Annotated in this window: 17 protein-coding genes; 12 read left to right on the top strand and 5 right to left on the bottom strand. The window is 66.7% G+C overall.

Annotated elements, in window-relative coordinates; genetic code table 11:
- Positions 1 to 22 precede the first annotated feature (22 nt).
- The 5 genes from ToN1_RS06620 to ToN1_RS06600 all read left to right on the top strand — a co-directional run bounded on the left by ToN1_RS06620 (position 23) and on the right by ToN1_RS06600 (position 5,648).
- Entirely contained in the window at positions 23 to 1,459 is a 1,437-nt protein-coding gene (locus tag ToN1_RS06620; protein ID WP_169207601.1) for an NAD(P)/FAD-dependent oxidoreductase, read from the top strand.
- A gap of 77 nt (positions 1,460 to 1,536) precedes the next feature.
- On the top strand, positions 1,537 to 2,535 hold the full coding sequence (locus ToN1_RS06615) for a TRAP transporter substrate-binding protein (RefSeq protein WP_169207600.1): 999 nt from the start codon (positions 1,537 to 1,539) through the stop codon (positions 2,533 to 2,535).
- Positions 2,536 to 2,729: 194 nt separating this feature from the next.
- Positions 2,730 to 3,278 (top strand): TRAP transporter small permease, encoded by a 549-nt coding sequence (locus tag ToN1_RS06610; RefSeq protein WP_169207599.1) that lies wholly within the window; start codon positions 2,730 to 2,732, stop codon positions 3,276 to 3,278.
- Positions 3,279 to 3,304: 26 nt separating this feature from the next.
- On the top strand, positions 3,305 to 4,645 hold the full coding sequence (locus tag ToN1_RS06605; RefSeq protein ID WP_169207598.1) for a TRAP transporter large permease: 1,341 nt from the start codon (positions 3,305 to 3,307) through the stop codon (positions 4,643 to 4,645).
- A 124-nt stretch (positions 4,646 to 4,769) separates the two neighbouring features.
- Positions 4,770 to 5,648, top strand: a complete 879-nt coding sequence (locus tag ToN1_RS06600; RefSeq protein WP_169207597.1) for a cache domain-containing protein — start codon at positions 4,770 to 4,772, stop codon at positions 5,646 to 5,648.
- Positions 5,649 to 5,679: 31 nt separating this feature from the next.
- On the opposite strand, the gene ToN1_RS06595 is transcribed toward ToN1_RS06600, so the two are convergent.
- A complete protein-coding gene (locus tag ToN1_RS06595) occupies positions 5,680 to 6,636 on the bottom strand; it encodes a LysR family transcriptional regulator ArgP (protein WP_169207596.1) in 957 nt (318 codons plus the stop codon).
- Between the two features lie 95 nt (positions 6,637 to 6,731).
- Here ToN1_RS06595 and ToN1_RS06590 point away from each other — a divergent pair, with 95 nt between their 5' ends.
- A complete protein-coding gene (locus ToN1_RS06590; RefSeq protein WP_169207595.1) occupies positions 6,732 to 7,328 on the top strand; it encodes a LysE/ArgO family amino acid transporter in 597 nt (198 codons plus the stop codon).
- A gap of 60 nt (positions 7,329 to 7,388) precedes the next feature.
- On the opposite strand, the gene ToN1_RS06585 is transcribed toward ToN1_RS06590, so the two are convergent.
- Positions 7,389 to 8,069, bottom strand: coding sequence for a hypothetical protein (locus tag ToN1_RS06585; RefSeq protein WP_210148044.1), 681 nt, complete (start codon positions 8,067 to 8,069; stop codon positions 7,389 to 7,391).
- 200 nt (positions 8,070 to 8,269) lie between these two features.
- Here ToN1_RS06585 and ToN1_RS06580 point away from each other — a divergent pair, with 200 nt between their 5' ends.
- Entirely contained in the window at positions 8,270 to 9,364 is a 1,095-nt protein-coding gene (locus ToN1_RS06580) for an FUSC family protein (RefSeq protein ID WP_169207538.1), read from the top strand.
- Positions 9,365 to 9,383: 19 nt separating this feature from the next.
- On the opposite strand, the gene ToN1_RS06575 is transcribed toward ToN1_RS06580, so the two are convergent.
- Positions 9,384 to 10,022 carry a helix-turn-helix domain-containing protein gene (locus ToN1_RS06575; RefSeq protein ID WP_169207539.1) on the bottom strand — a complete coding sequence of 213 codons (639 nt, stop codon included), beginning with the start codon at positions 10,020 to 10,022 and terminating at the stop codon, positions 9,384 to 9,386.
- Between the two features lie 108 nt (positions 10,023 to 10,130).
- On the opposite strand from ToN1_RS06575, the gene ToN1_RS06570 reads away from it, so the two are divergent.
- Positions 10,131 to 11,321, top strand: a complete 1,191-nt coding sequence (locus ToN1_RS06570) for a benzoate/H(+) symporter BenE family transporter (RefSeq protein WP_169207540.1) — start codon at positions 10,131 to 10,133, stop codon at positions 11,319 to 11,321.
- A 14-nt stretch (positions 11,322 to 11,335) separates the two neighbouring features.
- On the opposite strand, the gene ToN1_RS06565 is transcribed toward ToN1_RS06570, so the two are convergent.
- Entirely contained in the window at positions 11,336 to 11,782 is a 447-nt protein-coding gene (locus tag ToN1_RS06565; RefSeq protein ID WP_169207541.1) for an SRPBCC family protein, read from the bottom strand.
- Positions 11,783 to 12,135: 353 nt separating this feature from the next.
- On the opposite strand from ToN1_RS06565, the gene acuR reads away from it, so the two are divergent.
- From acuR to ToN1_RS06550, 3 genes are read left to right on the top strand one after another with little or no spacing between them, the layout of a single operon-like run.
- The gene (gene acuR / locus ToN1_RS06560) at positions 12,136 to 12,693 is read left to right on the top strand and encodes an acrylate utilization transcriptional regulator AcuR (protein WP_483297056.1); all 558 of its coding nucleotides are present in this window, start codon (positions 12,136 to 12,138) and stop codon (positions 12,691 to 12,693) included.
- Between the two features lie 47 nt (positions 12,694 to 12,740).
- Positions 12,741 to 13,724: an acrylyl-CoA reductase (NADPH) gene (gene acuI / locus ToN1_RS06555; RefSeq protein ID WP_169207543.1), complete on the top strand. Its 984-nt coding sequence runs from the start codon at positions 12,741 to 12,743 to the stop codon at positions 13,722 to 13,724.
- 47 nt (positions 13,725 to 13,771) lie between these two features.
- Positions 13,772 to 14,368, top strand: a complete 597-nt coding sequence (locus ToN1_RS06550) for a peroxidase-related enzyme (protein ID WP_169207544.1) — start codon at positions 13,772 to 13,774, stop codon at positions 14,366 to 14,368.
- Between the two features lie 159 nt (positions 14,369 to 14,527).
- Here ToN1_RS06550 and ToN1_RS06545 read toward each other — a convergent pair whose 3' ends face one another.
- A complete protein-coding gene (locus ToN1_RS06545) occupies positions 14,528 to 15,172 on the bottom strand; it encodes a pyridoxamine 5'-phosphate oxidase family protein (RefSeq protein ID WP_169207545.1) in 645 nt (214 codons plus the stop codon).
- A gap of 94 nt (positions 15,173 to 15,266) precedes the next feature.
- On the opposite strand from ToN1_RS06545, the gene pdxR reads away from it, so the two are divergent.
- Positions 15,267 to 16,709, top strand: coding sequence for a MocR-like pyridoxine biosynthesis transcription factor PdxR (pdxR, locus tag ToN1_RS06540; RefSeq protein WP_169207546.1), 1,443 nt, complete (start codon positions 15,267 to 15,269; stop codon positions 16,707 to 16,709).
- Positions 16,710 to 16,765 lie beyond the last annotated feature (56 nt).

Below are 16,765 nucleotides of genomic sequence, written 5' to 3'. Positions count from 1 at the left end.
CGGACACATCAGGAGTCGGGACATGGAAGCCATTGCACAAAAGCGCACCGTAAGCAGCGAGCGCGCGACCGCGCCGGTGCAGCCCTACGACCCAGCCTACGATCCGCTGGTATCGGCGACGCCGGGGCAGGGCCGCGATTACGCGCCGACGTACTGGATCGGCACCGCCGGTGAACCGCCCGCGGACGACGGACCGGTGACGCACGACATGGATGTCGATGTCGCCATCATCGGCGCCGGCTTCACCGGCCTCACGGCAGCCATCGCGCTCGCGCAGCAACACGGCATCAAGGCGATCGTGCTGGAGGCCAACCGCACGGCCTGGGGCTGCAGCACGCGCAATGGCGGCCAGGCGCAGTGCGCCTCGGGGCGGCTCAAGCGCTCGCAGTGGATCGAGCGTTACGGCCTCGACACCGCGCTGCGCATGCACGAGGAAGTGTGCGACGGCATGGAGTACTTCAAGCAGATGATCCGCGACATCGACTGCGACCCGCAGCCGGGCGGCCATCTCTACATTGCGCACAAGCCGCGCGTGATGCCGGTGCTGGAAAAGGAAGCGAAGGTCCTGCGCGAGGTCTTCAAGTACGACGCGCGCATCCTCGATGCCGACACCGTGAAGCGCGAATACGTCGATGACAAGGAAGCCGCGGGCGCGATGCACGAGCCCGAGGGCATCGGCATCCACGCCGGCAAGCTCGCCTTCGGCTACCTGAGGAAGGCGCGCGCAATGGGTGTGAAGGTGCACCCCGCGAGCCCGGTGATGGGCTGGGAGACGAAAAACGGTGTGCATTACCTGAAGACGCCTGGCGGCATCGTGCGCGCCCGCGCGGTGGGTATCGCGACCGGGGGCTACACCTCGAACGGCTTGCACCGCGAGCTGAAGAATCGTCTGCTGCCTATCCTGTCGAACTCCATCGTCACGCGCCCGCTGACCAAGGCCGAGATCGACGCGTGCAACTTCCGCACGACCCAGGTCATCACCGACACGCGTATCCTGCGCCACTACTACCGCCTGCTGCCCGACGGCCGCGTGCAGATCGGCAGCCGCAGCGCGATCACCGGCCAGGATGCGCCGCAGGACAAGTACAAGCAGTTCCTGATCCGCGACCTGCACCGCAAGTTCCCGGCGCTCGAAGGCGTCCAGATCGACTACTCGTGGTGGGGCTGGGTGGACGTGGCGCACGACATGATGCCGCGCATCTACCAGCCGGACCCGAAGCAGACCCTCTACTACGCGCTCGGTTACGGCGGCAACGGCGTCATGTACTCCGCGCAGGCCGGTCGTCGCCTGGCGGAGAACATCGCCGGCATCCGCACGCCCGAGCTGCCGATCTTCCGCTCCAGGCTGCCCTTCCCGAACGTGCGCGAGATGGTGGAAGCGGAAATGTTCGCGCCCTTCCGCCGCTTTGGCCAGTGGTGGCTGTACCGCTGGTATCACTTCAAGGACGAAGTCCTGTAACAAGCCGTTGTAAGCAGCACCTTGATACCCCTCGGCAGCATGATCTGCCAAACCATAATGAGATCGAGGAGACAGAAATGAAATTCAGCAAGAACGTACTGATGCCGCTCGTCGCCGCCGCCAGCCTGCTGGTGGCAGCGCCTGCCGCTCTGGCCGAGACTTTCAAGATGGCCGTGGGCGACGCCGCGGGCGGCACCCAGTGGGAGCTCGGCACGACTTTCGCCAAGCTGTTCCAGCAGAAGACCGGCGGCAAGCACAAGGTGGACCTGTTCCCCAATGGACAGCTCGGCAGCGAGGAAGACACGATCAACAACGCCGCGATGGGGACGTTGGATTTCTCGATCCTCGCGGTGAACAACATCACCCCGTTCTCGCCGACGGTCGGTCTGCTGACGATGCCCTACCTGATCCAGAGCGCCGATGAAGCGAAGAAGCTCACCCAGGGTGAAGTCGGCAAGGAACTGACTGACAACACGGTACGCGACGCCGGCGTACGCATCGTCGGCTGGGCCTATTCAGGCTTCCGCGTGCTCACCAATTCGAAGCGGCCGGTCAAGACGCTGGAAGACCTCAAGGGGCTGGTGATCCGCGTGCCGAAGAACGAAATCATGATCTCCTCGTATCAGGCGTGGGGCATCAACCCGACCCCGATGTCGTGGTCCGAAACCTTCACCGGCCTGCAGCAGCGCGTCGTCGACGGGCAGGACAACCCCTACATCACCGTGTCGGCGATGAAGTTCTACGAGGTGCAGAAGTACATCACCAACATCCGCTACATCTTCTCGCTCGAGCCGCTGGTGGTGAGCGAGTCGGTCTTCAAGTCGCAGAAGCCCGAGGTGCAGAAGGCGATCCTCGAGGCCGGGCAGGAAGCCACCGAGCACAGCTTCAAGTACCTGCTCGAAACCGAAGACAAGATCAAGAAGGATCTGGCGGCGCGCGGCATGCAGATCACCGACCCGGCCAACGGTGAAGCGGAATGGATCGCCAAGGCGACCACCGCCGTGTGGCCGAAGTTCTACAAGAGCATCGGCGGCAAGGAAAAGCTCGACCGCGCGCAGAAGGTGCTCGGCCGCTGAACTGCGGACGGAGGCGGCGTCCGGCGGCACGGCAGGCGGTGCGCGAGCCACGGCTCGCGCCGCCTGCCGACCCCGGCGCCGCCACGATCGCCGATCTCGCGCACAAAACACGCCGCCACGATTCCGGACGACTCCAGCCGGTGGCTGGGGCCGTCCCCGTGTGATCGGGCGCACCGGATTCTCTGGAGCTTGTCATGGCCGCAGGGCGCTTCTTCCTCAAATTCATCAGCAACATCGAAGAGTATCTGTGCGAGGCGCTGCTCGCGTTCTTCGTCGTGCTGCTTTTCGTCCAGATCCTGCTGCGTCAGTTCTTCCAGTACTCGCTGCCCTGGGGTGAAGAACTCGCAACCTATCTCTTCGTCTGGTTTGCCTACCTCGGCGCCTGCGTAGCGGCCAAGATGTCGGCGCACAACCGCGTCGCCTTCCACTTCAAGTTCTTCCCGCCCATTGTCAAGAAGGTCAGCGAGGCGTTCGCCGACCTGTTGTGGGTCGGCTTCAACCTCTATTTTGCCTTCCTGAGCTACGACTTCGTCTTCAACCGCATGAACCTGTTCTGGAAGTCCCAGACCATCGGGCTGCCGATGAAGTACTTCTACATGATCCTGCCGATCGCCTTCGTGCTGATGTCGATCCGCATCCTGTGGAACAACTACCTGTCGCTGTTCAAGGGCGTCGAGATTCTCGATCCGGAAGCCGAGGAACTCGAGAACCTGAAACGTGCCGCCGCCGCGGCGAATGCCTGAGCCGGATCCTCCGCGGAGACAAGACAATGGAAGCATATATTGTAGAAATCCTGTTCGGCGGCTTCTTCGCCCTGCTGCTGCTGGGCGCGCCGATCACGGTGTCGCTGGCCGGTGCGGCGATGGTCGCCTTCCTGGTGCTGGGGAAGAATCCCATCGCCTTCGTGCAGATCGCCTTCACCTCGGTGGGCAGCTTCCCGCTGATGGCGCTGCCGGCCTTCGTGCTTGCCGGCGCGCTGATGGAGGCCGCCGGCATCTCGAAGCGGCTCGTGGACATCGCCGAAACGCTGGCCGGACCGATCACCGGCGGCCTCGGCGCGGCGACGGTGCTCGCCTGCCTGTTCTTCGGCGCGATCTCGGGCTCGGGGCCGGCCACGACGGCCGCTGTCGGCATGCTGATGATCCCGGCGATGGTCAATCGCAAGTACGAGCGCAGCTACGCCTCGGCGGTTACGGCCGCCTCGGGCGGTCTGGGCATCATCATCCCCCCGTCGATCCCGATGGTGATCTTCGGCATCTCGGCGCTTGGCATGGCGCCGCCGTCCGATGCCGTCGAGAAGTACGGCCAGTTCGCGTCGCTGTCGATCCCCAAGCTGTTCGTCGCTGGCGTCATCCCGGGCTTCATCATGGCCGGCGCGCTGCTGCTCACGAACTACATGATCTCCAACAAGCGCGGCTACCGCGGGTTGACGGAGAAATGGTCGTACGGCGAGATCGGCCAGGCGCTGCGCCGCGGCACATGGTCCGTGCTGGCGCCGGTGATCATCCTCGGCGGCATCTACACCGGCCTGTTCACGCCGACCGAATCGGCCATCGTCGCGATCTTCTACACGCTGTTCGTCGGTCTTGTATTGCATCGCGAGCTCAAGTTCGCCGCGGTCCTGAACTCGCTCAAGACCACGACGTGGATCACCGGCCGGGTGTTGTTGATCCTGTTCGCGGCGGTGGTGTTCGGGCGCTTGCTCGTTGAACAACGCATCCCGGCGACGATCGCGGAATCCCTGCTGAGCCTCACCGACAACGTGTACATGATCTGGACGCTGATCATCGTGTTCCTGCTGTTCGTCGGCATGTTCATGGAAACGCTCGCCGCGATCATGATCCTGGTGCCGGTGTTGCTGCCGGTGATGTACATGATGGGCGCAGACCCCACCCACGTCGGCATCGTCGTGATCTGCACGCTGTCGGTCGGCTTCCAGACGCCGCCGCTGGGCGAGAACCTGTTCGTCGCATCCGGCATCGGTGGTTCCACGGTCGAGCAGATCGTCTCGCGCATCCACCCCTTCGTGCTCGCCTCGACGGCTTCGATCTTCCTGATCGCCTTCGTTCCGCAACTCACGCTGTGGCTGCCCCAGATGCTCGGCTACTGAGTCGGCAACGGAGGCTCGGCAACCGAGCGAGCCGCTCCCGCCCCGCAACGCAGGACTGCATCGCGCACGCCGGCGTTGCTGGGCGAACACAACCACCGAAACAGCATTCTCAAGAGGTTCGACGATGTCTGCTCCAGTCCGCGTACTCGTTCTCACGCTGGGCCTCGCCTTGGGCACGGGCCTTGTGCCGTCAGCCGCAGGCGCGGCCGACGCCGAATCGATCCGCCTGTTCGACAGCGAACTCGGCAAGCGTGCCACCGCGCTGCTGGAACGCGCGGTCAGGCATATCGAACAGACGGGCGAAAAAGGTGCGGCCGACTTCAGCCGCCAGGCGGCTTTCGTCGATCGCGACCTGTACGCCTACGCCGTGCGCATGGATGGGCGCTTCCTCGCCAGCGGTGGATCGTCGGCCGCGCTGATCGGCGACAACGTGCTCGACTACACGGACGTCGAAGGCAAGGCGTTCTTCCGCGAGATGATCGAACTGGCGAAAGCGAAGGGGGGCGGACAGGTCGAGTATCGCTGGTTCAACCCCGCCGACAGCCGCGGCGAGCCGAAGGTGACGATGTTCCGCAAGGTCGGCGAGATCGTCGTCGCCGTCGGTTTCTACCCGCCCCGTGCCACGCCAGTCCAGGCCCGGGCCCTGCTCAAGGATGCGATCAAGGCGATGAAGGCGGATGCGAAGGGCGCGCTGGCCCAGTTCCAGCGTCTCGACGGACCATTCGTCCATGACGACCTCTACGTCTTCGTCATCGACACGGCCGATGGCCGCTTCCTTGCGCACGGCGCCACCCCCGCGCTGGTGGGCAGCAAGGGTTTCGAGGTGCGCGATCCCAACGGCAAACCCATCGTCACCGAGATGATCAGGCTCGCGGCGACGAAGGGCGATGGTGAACTCGACTACAGCTGGCGAAACCCGACGACCGGCAAGATCGAAAAGAAGCACTCCTACTTTCGCACCGTGGATGGAAAACTGGTCGGCGTCGGCTACTTCCAGCGCTGAGGATGACCTGATGCAGATCGTGCCGGACGGGTTACGCCGCTGACGGCCGCCCCTCGTCGGCTGACGGCAAGCGTCCCGTGATCTCGCGCGCGTCCTGGCGCAAGGCGTCCCGGGCAACCACCCGCACCGCGGACGTCAGCGCATGCAGCGCCTGCGAGCCCAGCCGCCAGCGGTGCCAGTGGAGCGGCACGTCGAGATGATGGCCAGGTGCGATCTCGACGAGGTCGCCCGCCGCGATGGCCGGCAGCGCGAAATGCTCGGGCACCATGCCCCAGCCCAGTCCGCGTTGCGCCAGCGCGACGAAGCCATGCACCGACGGCACCATGTGGGTCGGCGGCTGCAGGGCGTCGGTCGTGAAGCGTGCGATGAACTGCTGCTGCAGCGCGTCCTTCAGGTTGAAGCGCAGCATCGGCGCGCTGGCGAGGGTGGCGGCATCCACGCCAGCCGGGAAATGACGGGCGACGTAGGCCGGCGAGCTCACCGCGAGGTAGCGCATGACGCCGAGCGGCTCGACCGTGCAGCCCTGGATCGGCGTCGGACTCGCGCTCACGGCCGCCATCACCGTGCCCTCGCGCAGCAGCGCGGCGGAGTGATCCTGGTCTTCGACGCGCAGGTCGAAGCTGATCGCCGGCTCGGTCGGCATCGCGTCGAAGACCGCGAAAAACCAGCTTTCGAGCGAGTCGGCATTGACGGCGATGGGCATCCGCAGGGGCGCCTGCAGCGTGGTGTCCGCGCCGCCCAGCGTGCCGAGCATCTCCGATTCGAGCAGCGCCAGTTCTTCCGTGTAGCGCACCAGCGTCTTGCCGGCATCGGTCGCCTGGCAGGGGGTGGCGCGGCGGATCAGCACCTGCCCGAGGCGCTCTTCCAGCAGCTTGATGCGCTGGCTCACGGCCGACGGGGTAACGTGCAACTTGCGCGCGGCCGCCTCGAACGAGCCTTCGCGGACCACCATCGCGAAGGCCGCGAGCTGGGCGTTGTCGATCTTCATGATTCAGAAAAATTAACGATAACTTAAAAAGTTTAGTTTTTCTGATCGAAAGTAGCTCGCTAAAGTGGCCTCGACAACCTTCACCGAGCCTGTTCATGGACACTCGATTCCTGGCCGGATTCCTCGCCAGCATGGCGCTCATCGTCGCGATCGGCGCACAGAACTCCTTCGTGCTGCGGCAGGGGATACGGCGCGAGCACCTGCTGCCGGTCGCGCTGATCTGCGCGCTGTCCGATGCGCTGCTGATTGCTGCCGGGATCGCCGGTCTGGGCGCCATGATCCAGTCCAGTCCCGACCTGCTGGCGATTGCGCGCTACGGCGGTGCGGCCTTCCTGCTCATGTACGGCGCGTTTGCCGCCCGGCGCGCCTGGCAGGGCGAGCGCATGCATGTCGAGGTGGGCACGCCGGTGCCGCTCGCAACGGCCGTGGCCACCTGCCTGGGCTTCACCTTCCTGAACCCCCACGTGTATCTCGACACGGTGGTTCTGCTCGGCGGCCTTGCCAACCAGCACGGCGAGCAGGGGCGCTGGGTGTTCGGCGCCGGCTCGGCCGCGGCCAGCCTGCTATGGTTCTTCACGCTGGCCTACGGTGCCCGCGTGCTGGCGCCGCTGTTCGACCGCGCGATGGCTTGGCGCGTGCTTGATGCCGCGATGGCGCTGCTGATGTTCGCGCTGGCGTCCAGCCTGCTGTAGCGAGAGGGCGTCGCCGCCACGGGCGCCTGGACGGCGGGGGCCGTTTCGCCCCCGCGGCGCTCACTTCTCCGCGAAGCAGTAGAGCAGCCCGTCGCCGCCGGTGCTTTGCAGCGCCTTTTGGCTGCAGCCGCCGCGCGTCGGGTGCGCGGAGTTCCACGATGTCGCCCACGCGTCTCCGGTCGGGCCGGCGCGGTCGTGGTGGCCGGTCATCGCCATGCCCTCGTCACCGCCTTTCGTCCAGTTGCCGCAGGTCATGTCGAGGAAGGGGGGGCTGGGGGGGAAGGCCGTCCCGTCCGGGCGCGAGCCGGTGAGGATGTCGTGGCGGTTGGGCTTTTCGGTGCGGCCATTCACCATCTGCCCCTTCTCGTCCACCAGGGTGGCCTTGGTCAGGTTGGAATGGGGCGAGTGCAATTCATCCACATTGCGCGCGATCAGCACGCCTTTGGCATTGAACCAGGGGCCGGTGCCGATGCGGTCGCGCGCGTGCACGACCTTGGTGTCATTGAGCGCAGCTGCCTGCGTGCTGAGATAGGCGCGCCACGTGCGTTTGCCGGCGCCGGCCGCCGCGGCGAGGGTCTGGCAATGCTTGTCCGCGCCTTCGAGACCACCGAGGTTCGCGCCGTTGCCGGGGCCTGCGCTGGTGACGAAGAATGTCATGTCGACCGCCGCGACCGGCAGGGATGCACCCCACATGACCAGTGCTCCCGCCAGAATCCTCGTCATCTTCTTCGTGTTTTTCATGAACTTCTCCATCCCGGGGTTGGTGGAAACATTTAGATGGAATCCGGCGCTTTCGGTTCGCTGCCCGACGCATGTCGCGTGGGTGGGGCCGGCTCCATAGCCGGCCCGGGCGCAGGACCTGCGCGCATACGGACCCATGGTGCCGTCGCGGAAGTGCGCTACCCTTGCATCTCCGCGTCCCGATTCGAAGACCCCGACCCATGACAGCCCCCGCCAGGTGGAGCAGGCTCGCGGCGTTGTTCCGCGAAGAACTGCGCCAGTTCATGACGATCAAGCCGAGCGACCGGCCCTGGCAGATGCCGTTCGCCGCGGCACTGGCCACCGGCCTGCCGCTGATGGTGGGGGCCTGGTTCGACCGCATGGACTACGGCCTGATCTCGTCGCTGGGCGGGCTGGTGTTCCTGTATCTGCCCGAGACGCCCCTGCATCACCGCATGGTCGCGCTCATGGCGAGTGCCTTTGCGATGACGGCCAGCTACGCGCTGGGGGTGATGAGCCACCTCGTGCCGCCGGTCATGATGGCCGTGCTGACCTTCACCGCGATCCTCGTCACCATGGTGTGCCGCTTCTATCGCGTCGGGCCGCCGGGGAGCCTGTTCTTCATCATGGCGGCGTCGATCGGCGCGTATTCGCCCGGCGACATCCTGGAGGTGCCGCTCAAGGTCGGATTGTTCGCGATGGGCTGCCTGTTGGCGAGCCTGATCGCGTTCTTCTACAGCGTGTACATCCTGCGCCGGCGCGATCCCAAGCCGGTCGAGCCGCTGTCGGCGCCGACTTTCGATTTCGTCGTGTTCGACTCGGTCGTGATCGGCCTGTGCGTGGGCATTTCGCTCGCACTCGCGCAGCTGCTGCAACTCGAGCGCGCCTACTGGGTGCCGGTGAGCTGCCTCGCGGTGATGCAGGGCATGAACCTGCGCGCGGTGTGGGACAAGCAGGTGCACCGTCTCCTCGGGACCACCATCGGCATGCTCGTGTCGTGGGCGCTGCTCAGCCTGCCGCTCGACAAGTGGTCCATCTCGGTCGTGATGATAGGGCTGGCCTTCGTGGTCGAGACCGCCGTGGTGCGCCACTACGGCTTCGCCGCGATCTTCATCACGCCGCTGACCATCCTCCTGGCCGAGGCCGCCACCCTGGGGCACGGTTCGGCCACCGAGCTGATCCAGGCGCGCTTCCTGGACACCCTGCTCGGTTGCCTGGTCGGCTTCGCGGGCGGCATCTGCCTGCACAGTCCGCGATTCCGGAGCGTGGTCGGCGGGCAGATGCGACGGGTGATTCCGGCACGCTTGTTCGGCTAGGTTGCGCGAATACGGGGCATCAGCCGGTGTGCGGCGGCGCGGACCGCGGTGTGGCCACTCCCGTGTAGCAGATGAGGTTATGGCAGACGGCCGGCGCGTCGCCGAGGTTGCGGTAGCCGTGCGGCCGGTCGGCGGCGAAGCGCACGGCGTCGCCTTCCTTCAGGGGGTGCCAGCAGCCGTCGATGAGCACCTCCAGCGTGCCGTGGATGACGATCACGTGCTCCACGACGCCGGCAAGGTGGGGCTCGGAATGCCGCTCGTAGCCGGGCGCCAGCGTCAGTTCGAGCAGCTCGAAGCCCAGGTGCGCGTCGTAGGGGAAGAGCGGGGCGACCCACATCGGGTCGCTCGCCGGCCGGTCGCGCAACGCGGCGGCGCAGCGGAAGGCGGCCTCTTCGTGGCGCACCGGCGGCTCGATGAAGGCCGACAGCGGGGTGTGGAAGCCGGAGGCGATGCGCCACAAGGTGGCCACGGTCGGGCTCGATTCGGCGCGTTCGATCTGGCCGAGCATGGCCTTGCTGACGCCGGTCTCGCCCGCGGCACGGTCGAGGCTCCAGCCGCGCTCGGCACGCAAGCGCCGCATGGTTGCGGCCAGATGCTCCGCCAGCGCGGGCGTGGCGCTGGGCGCCGGGGCGGAAGAGGGGAGGCCGTTCTTGGACATGTCGTTCGCGCTGGGCGTCTCAGGCTTGTGCGTTATAACGCACGCTGCTAGGCTTGAGGGTGTGCGTTATAGCGCACGATCTTCCGATTAGAGCAGAAAGAGCCAAGCATGGGCAAGCCACACACGGCGCCGGGCATCACCCGTCATTTTCCGCACCTCGCGGCCGGTTTCATCGCCGTCCTGGTCGGCTACACCAGCTCGGCGGCGATCGTCTTTCAGGCCGCCCATGCCGCCGGGGCAACGCCCTCGCAGCTGGCTTCGTGGCTGTGGGCGCTCGGGTTGGGAATGAGCCTCACGACCATCGCATTGTCCCTGCGTTATCGCGCGCCCATCCTCACGGCGTGGTCGACGCCGGGTGCGGCGCTCCTTGCCACGGGGCTCGTCGGGGTGCCGATGAGCGAAGCCATCGGCGCCTTCCTGTTCGCGTCTGCCTTGATGGCGGTGCTCGGCTTCAGCGGCGCGTTCGAGCGCATCATGCGCCACGTGCCACCGTCGATTGCCGCGGCAATGCTGGCCGGCGTGCTGCTGCGCTTCGGCCTCGGCGCCTTCGCGCAGCTCAGCCAGGATCTCGCGTTGGTGGGGACGATGATCCTCGTGTTCTTCGCCGCCCGTCGCTGGTCCCCGCGTTACGCCGTGCCGCTCGCCTTCCTTGCCGGTCTGGTCGTCGCCGCGGCCAGTGGCAGCATTGCCACCGCCGAAATCCGTTGGCAACTGTCCGCCCCGGAATTCGTGATACCGAGCTTCTCGCTTGCGACGCTAATCGGCATCGGCCTGCCGCTGTTCATCGTCACGCTCGCCTCGCAGAACGTGCCCGGCCTGGCCGTGCTGCGCGCCAACGGCTACGCGACGCCCGGTTCGCCGCTGCTCGGCTGGACCGGCCTCACCGGCGTCGTACTCGCGCCCTTCGGTGGATTCTCCTTCAACCTCGCCGCGATCACGGCTGCGATCTGCATGAGCCCGGACGCCGATCCGAATCCGGCCCGGCGCTACCTCGCGTCGATCTGGGCGGGCGGCTTCTATCTCCTCACCGGCATCGGCGGGGCCACGGTGGCGAGCCTGCTGTCCGCCTTCCCGCAGGCCTTGGTCGCCGCCATCGCCGGCCTTGCGCTGATGGGCACGATCGCCGCCAGCCTGAGCGCCGCGCTCGCCGACGAGGGCGGACGCGATGCGGCCGTGGTCACCTTCCTCGTCACCGCGTCGGGCCTTACGCTGTTCGGCATCGGCAGCGCGTTCTGGGGGCTGGTCTTCGGCTATGCCGTCAGCCACGCCCTGCGGCGGCCGCAAAGGCGGGCGGCCTGAGCCGTGCGGGGGCGTCAGTCGGGAATTTCAGGCTCGACGAGTCGCGCCAGATGCTCGAGCGACTCCTGCCAGCCGAGGTAGCAGAATTCCACCGGAATCGCCTCGGGAATGCCCTCCTGCACGATGTCCACGTCCGTTCCGCAGACCACCGCACGCAGCGACACCGTCGTCACCATCTCGCCGGGCAGCTTGGTGTCGTCGAACTTGTCGGTGTAGCGAATGCGCTCGTGGGGCACGAGTTCCAGATAGGTGCCGCCGAAGGAATGGCTGTTGCCCGTGCTGAAATTCCTGAACGCCATCCTGAAGGTGCCGCCCACCGTGGCATCCAGTTGGGCGACGGTGCAGGTGAAGCCGTTGGGCGGCAGCCAGCGGGCGAGGGCTTCCGCATCGAGGAAGGCGCGGTAGATCTTCTCGGGTTTTGCGCGCAGCACGCGGTGCAGTCGGACGGTACCGGTAGGCATGGTCTCTCCTTTCGTCGGGGTTGGGTCTGCGGTTGTTCTCGCCGCTCCTCATACCATAGTCGACGGTCGGGACTGCAGAGCGAAAGTTGCGGGAAATTCCCGGCATTCCGCTTGGCTCCCTGCCGGCCGGGCAGACGGCGTGGTTCAAGGGCCCGTTTGGCCAAGACTGCAGGGATGCTCCTCGCGCGGATGGGTGCAGGCGCCGGGGGCGGTTTCATGCTGTTTGCGTCCCGTGTCTTGATTTAATGAGACGGTCGGTCTAATCTCCGGGCATGGACGTTGCCCACCAGCCCCCCCGTCGCCGCGGCCGACCGCCCAGACAGCGCGAAGATCTCACCGAGACGCGCGAACTCTTGCTGCGGGCCGGGCTGGAAGTGCTCACCGAAAAGGGGTTCTCCTCGACCGGCATCGACGAGATCCTCGGCCGCGTGAGCGTGCCGAAGGGATCCTTCTATCACTATTTCGACAGCAAGGAAGCGTTCGGCCTCGACCTGATCCAACGCTACGGGGAGTTCTTTGCCCGGAAGCTGGATCGTCACCTTCGCAATGCGGCGCTCTCGCCCCTGAGTCGCCTGCGGGCCTTCGTTGCCGACGCGACGGACGGCATGGCCCGCCACGATTTCCGTCGCGGTTGCCTCATCGGAAACCTCGGCCAGGAAACGGGCACCCTTCCCGAGAGTTTTCGAGCCCGACTCAAGGAGACCTTCGAGGATTGGCAGGCCCGCTTTGGGGCTTGTCTGGTCGAGGCGCAGAAAGCCGGGGAGTTGGCGCCGGACGCCGACACGGCGCGGCTCGCGGCGTTCTTCTGGATCGGCTGGGAGGGCGCCGTCCTGCGGGCCAAGCTCGAACGGAGCGCGAGGCCGCTCGAAGTGTTCGCTCAATTCTTTTTCGCCGGCCTACCGAAGGGCTGATTTTTTTGCTGTTTATTAGACGACCGGTCTAAATGTGGGAGAGACGTATGTTCAAGGGAATCCTGATCGAGAAGGACGAGTCCGGTTACCGCGCGAGCGTGCAGGAACTCGATGAAGCGCAATTGCCCGAGGGCAACGTGACGGTTCGCGTCAGTCACTCGACGCTCAATTACAAGGACGGCCTGGCCATTACCGGCAAGGGGCCGGTGGTGCGGAAGTTTCCGATGGTCCCAGGCATCGACCTGGTGGGCGTGGTCGAGGAGAGCACCCATCCGGCGTACCAGGCCGGCGATTCGGTGGTGCTCAACGGATGGGGCGTGGGCGAAGTGCACTGGGGCGGGCTGGCACAGAAGGCGCGCCTCAACGGCGACTGGCTGGTGCCCTTGCCCCCGGCGTTCACGCCGCAGCAGGCAATGGCCATCGGCACCGCGGGCTACACTGCCATGCTGTGCGTACTCGCGCTGGAGCGGCATGGAGTCCGACCCGAGCACGGCGAGATCCTCGTCACCGGCGCCGCGGGTGGCGTCGGCAGCGTCGCCATCGCGGTCCTGGCGAAGCTCGGTTACACGGTCGTCGCGGCGACCGGCCGCCCGCAGGACGCCGACTACCTGAAGTCCCTCGGCGCAACCGAAGTCGTCGAGCGCGCCCTGTTCTCCTCCCCCGGCAAGCCGCTGGGCAAGGAGCGCTGGGCCGGCGCCGTCGATGTCGTCGGCAGCCACGTGCTGGCCAACGTCTGCGCCACGACCAAGTACCGCGGCGTGGTCGCCGCCTGCGGCCTGGCGGCAGGCATGGATTTCCCCGCGACCGTCGCGCCCTTCATCCTGCGCGGCGTCACGCTGGCAGGCGTCGACAGCGTGATGTGCCCGCGTGCCGAGCGCCTCGTGGCCTGGCAACGTCTGGGAACCGATCTGGACGTGGCCAAGCTCGGCCAGATCAGCCGCGAAGTTGGCCTGGCCGAAGCCATTCCGCTCGCCGATAGCCTCCTGAAGGGCGAAGTGCGCGGCCGCATCGTCGTGGACGTCAATCGCTAGACCAACTTCAGCAGCAGAACCCGCTTCATCATCCGAAGGAGAACAGCATGACCCAAGCGCAGCAGGCCGCAGTGAGCCGGTTTCCCGTTCCCGAACTGAAGGACATGCCCGAAGACATCCGCGCGCGCATCCTCGCCGTGCAGGAGAAGTCCGGTTTCATCCCCAACGTGTTCCTGACGCTCGCCCACCGCCCCGACGAGTTCCGCGCCTTCTTTGCCTATCACGACGCACTGATGGAAAAACCCGGCAACCTGACCAAGGCCGAGCGCGAGATGATCGTCGTCGCGACGAGCGCCGTTAACCAGTGCCAGTATTGCGTGATCGCCCATGGCGCCATCCTGCGCATCCGCGCCAAGAACCCGCTCATTGCCGACCAGGTCGCCACCAACTACCGCAAGGCCGACATCACCGAGCGCCAGAAGGCGATGCTCGATTTCGCGATGAAGGTTTCGCAGAGCGCCCACCTCGTCGGAGAGGCCGACTTCGAAGCGCTGAAGGCACACGGCTTCAACGATGACGACATCTGGGACATCGCGGGCATCTCGGCCTTCTTTGGCATGTCCAACCGCATCGCCAACGTCACCAGCATGCGGCCCAACGCGGAGTTCTACACGCTCGGCCGCCAGACCGTCGAGCGCGCTTGAGCTCGCCTCCCAGTCCGCGACGCGAGCTGCCGCGCAGAGCCATGAAGCGCTGCGCGGCAGCGGCGGGCTGTCCCCGCTGGTCGCTGCACGGCGATGCCGTGCGACAGCCTCCGTCTTGGGCTGCCGGGCTCATTGGCCCGTACCCGTCCGACCGACGCGCTACCGTCCGGCGAACCGTGTCGCTGGCGCCTCGCTCAGCACGCTGTCGTCCTCGGTGCGCGGCGTGCCGGTCTCGGTGCGTAGCGGGATGACCCCGGCCCATGCCGGCCAGCTCAGGTCCTCTTCGTCGTCCTCCACTCCCCAGTCGCGCACTTTGGCCGATGCTTCCGCGAGCGGGATCCGCAACAGGCTGGTGGTGTTGAGTTCCTTGTCGTTGATCGGGCGCAGCGTTGCCCAACGGTCGGGATAGAGGCCGTCGATGAACGCGCGCAGGCTGCGCCGTTTGTCCTCCGGGTTGGCGACGAGCTCGAACCGGCCGTAGATCACCACCGAACGGTAGTTCATCGAGTGGTGCATGGCCGAGCGCGCCAGCACCAATCCGTCGGCGAGCGCGATGGTGACGCAGGCCTCGCCCTGCACGAGCGCCTTGAGCATGCGGGACGCCTTGGCGCCGTGGATGTACAAGTGTTCGCCTTCGCGCCAATGCAGCGTGGGGATCGCGTGCACCGCGCCATCGATCTGGAAGGCGACGGTGCAGATCATCGCCGCGTCGACGATGGCTGTCACGGCGTCGGCCTCGTAGTGCGCGCGCTCCGGCATGCGGCGGACGCGGGTGCGCGGGGAAGGGGCGGAAGGCTTGGACATGACGGCGGTGCTCCGGGGGAAAGGGTTGGCACAAGCCTACGGGGGTGGTGGTACCTTTCGTAGTGCCACGCGATGAATGAACCATGGAGCCACAATGGAACTCGACTGGCTGCTCGCCCCGCCGCTCCCCGAGACCTTGCCGCGTCAGCGCGTGCTCTACCTGCGCCTGCGCGACGCCATCCTGTCCGGCCGTCTTGCGCCCGGCACGCGCCTGCCTGCGAGCCGCGGGCTGGCCGCATCGCTGAAGATCGCCCGCAACACCGTGCTGTTCGCCTACGAGCAACTGGTGGCCGAAGGCTGTCTGGAGGCGGATCGCCAAGGCACGCGTGTGGCAGCCCTCCCCGCGCGGCCGGCGGGGCGTTCGGCCACCGCCGATGCGCTCGCCGCGCCGCTCCGACTCTCCGCCCGCGCTGCGGCCGCACTCCAACCCGCACCCGGACGCGAGGCCGAGGCGCTGCCATTTGCTCCCGGCGTGCCGGACTTCGGCGCCTTCCCCTTCCGTAGCTGGCGTGCCTGCCTGGAGCGTGCCTGGCGCGATGCCGGTTGGCGCCAGCTCGGCTATGCGGAGAGCGGCGGCGATCCCGCGCTACGCCAGGCGCTCGCCGACCACCTCACGACCGGGCGCGGCTTGCCCGTGAGTCCGACCCAAATCGTCATCACCAGCGGAACGCAGGTGGCGCTGGACCTGTGTGCCCGTCTGCTGTGCGACCATGGCGACATCGTCTGGGCCGAAAACCCGGGCTACCTCGCCGCCCGCGTCGCCTTCGGCCTGGCCGGGCTGCGGGTGTATGACGTGCCGGTCGACGCCGAAGGGCTTGCTCCCGCGGAGGAGGACTGGCGCGATTACCCGCCGCGGCTCGTCATGGTCACCCCTTCGCACCAGTACCCGACCGGCCGCGTCATGACCTTGCCGCGGCGTCTCGCCCTCATCGAGCGCGCGCGCCGAACGGGCGCCTGGATCATCGAGGACGACTACGACAGCGAGTTCCGCCGTGCGGGCGCCGCGCCGCCCGCACTGTTCGGCCTGCGGCCGGATGCCCCGGTCGTCTATGTCGGCACGTTCAGCAAGACGCTCTATCCCGGCTTGCGCCTTGGCTATCTCGTGCTGCCCGAACCCATCGCCGCCGACTTCGCCCGTGCCGTCGCGCAGGCGACGCGCGCCGGACAGGGCATCGAACAGCGCGCGCTCGCCGACTTCATGCAGCGCGGCCATTACACCGCCCATCTGCGGCGCATGCGCGTCCGCTATGCCGCGCGGCAGGCGGCACTGCGTGCGGCGCTACGCGCCGCGTTCACGCCGGGCGTGGAATTGTCGGGCGGCGAAGCCGGCCTGCATCTGGTCATGTGGCTGCCGCCCGAAGTGCGCGACTTCGAGGTGGTAGAACGTGCGGCCAAGTTGGGGCTCGGGGTGCGGGCGCTGGGCTGCTACGCCAGGGCCCCGATGAGGTGCAACGGCTTGGTGCTCGGGTACGGGAATCTGGACGAAGGGATGATCGCAGAGGGCGTAAGGCGTTTGAAGATGGCCGTAAGTCCATGAGGTGCGCCAGCGGAGCCGTTAGCCGATAAACCCGGTCACCACATCGATCTTGTGTG

Source organism: Aromatoleum petrolei (genome assembly GCF_017894385.1).
Taxonomy (GTDB): Bacteria; Pseudomonadota; Gammaproteobacteria; order Burkholderiales; family Rhodocyclaceae; genus Aromatoleum; species Aromatoleum petrolei.
Note: the sequence above shows the minus strand (reverse complement) of the source record. Positions and strands in the feature narration are given on the sequence as shown.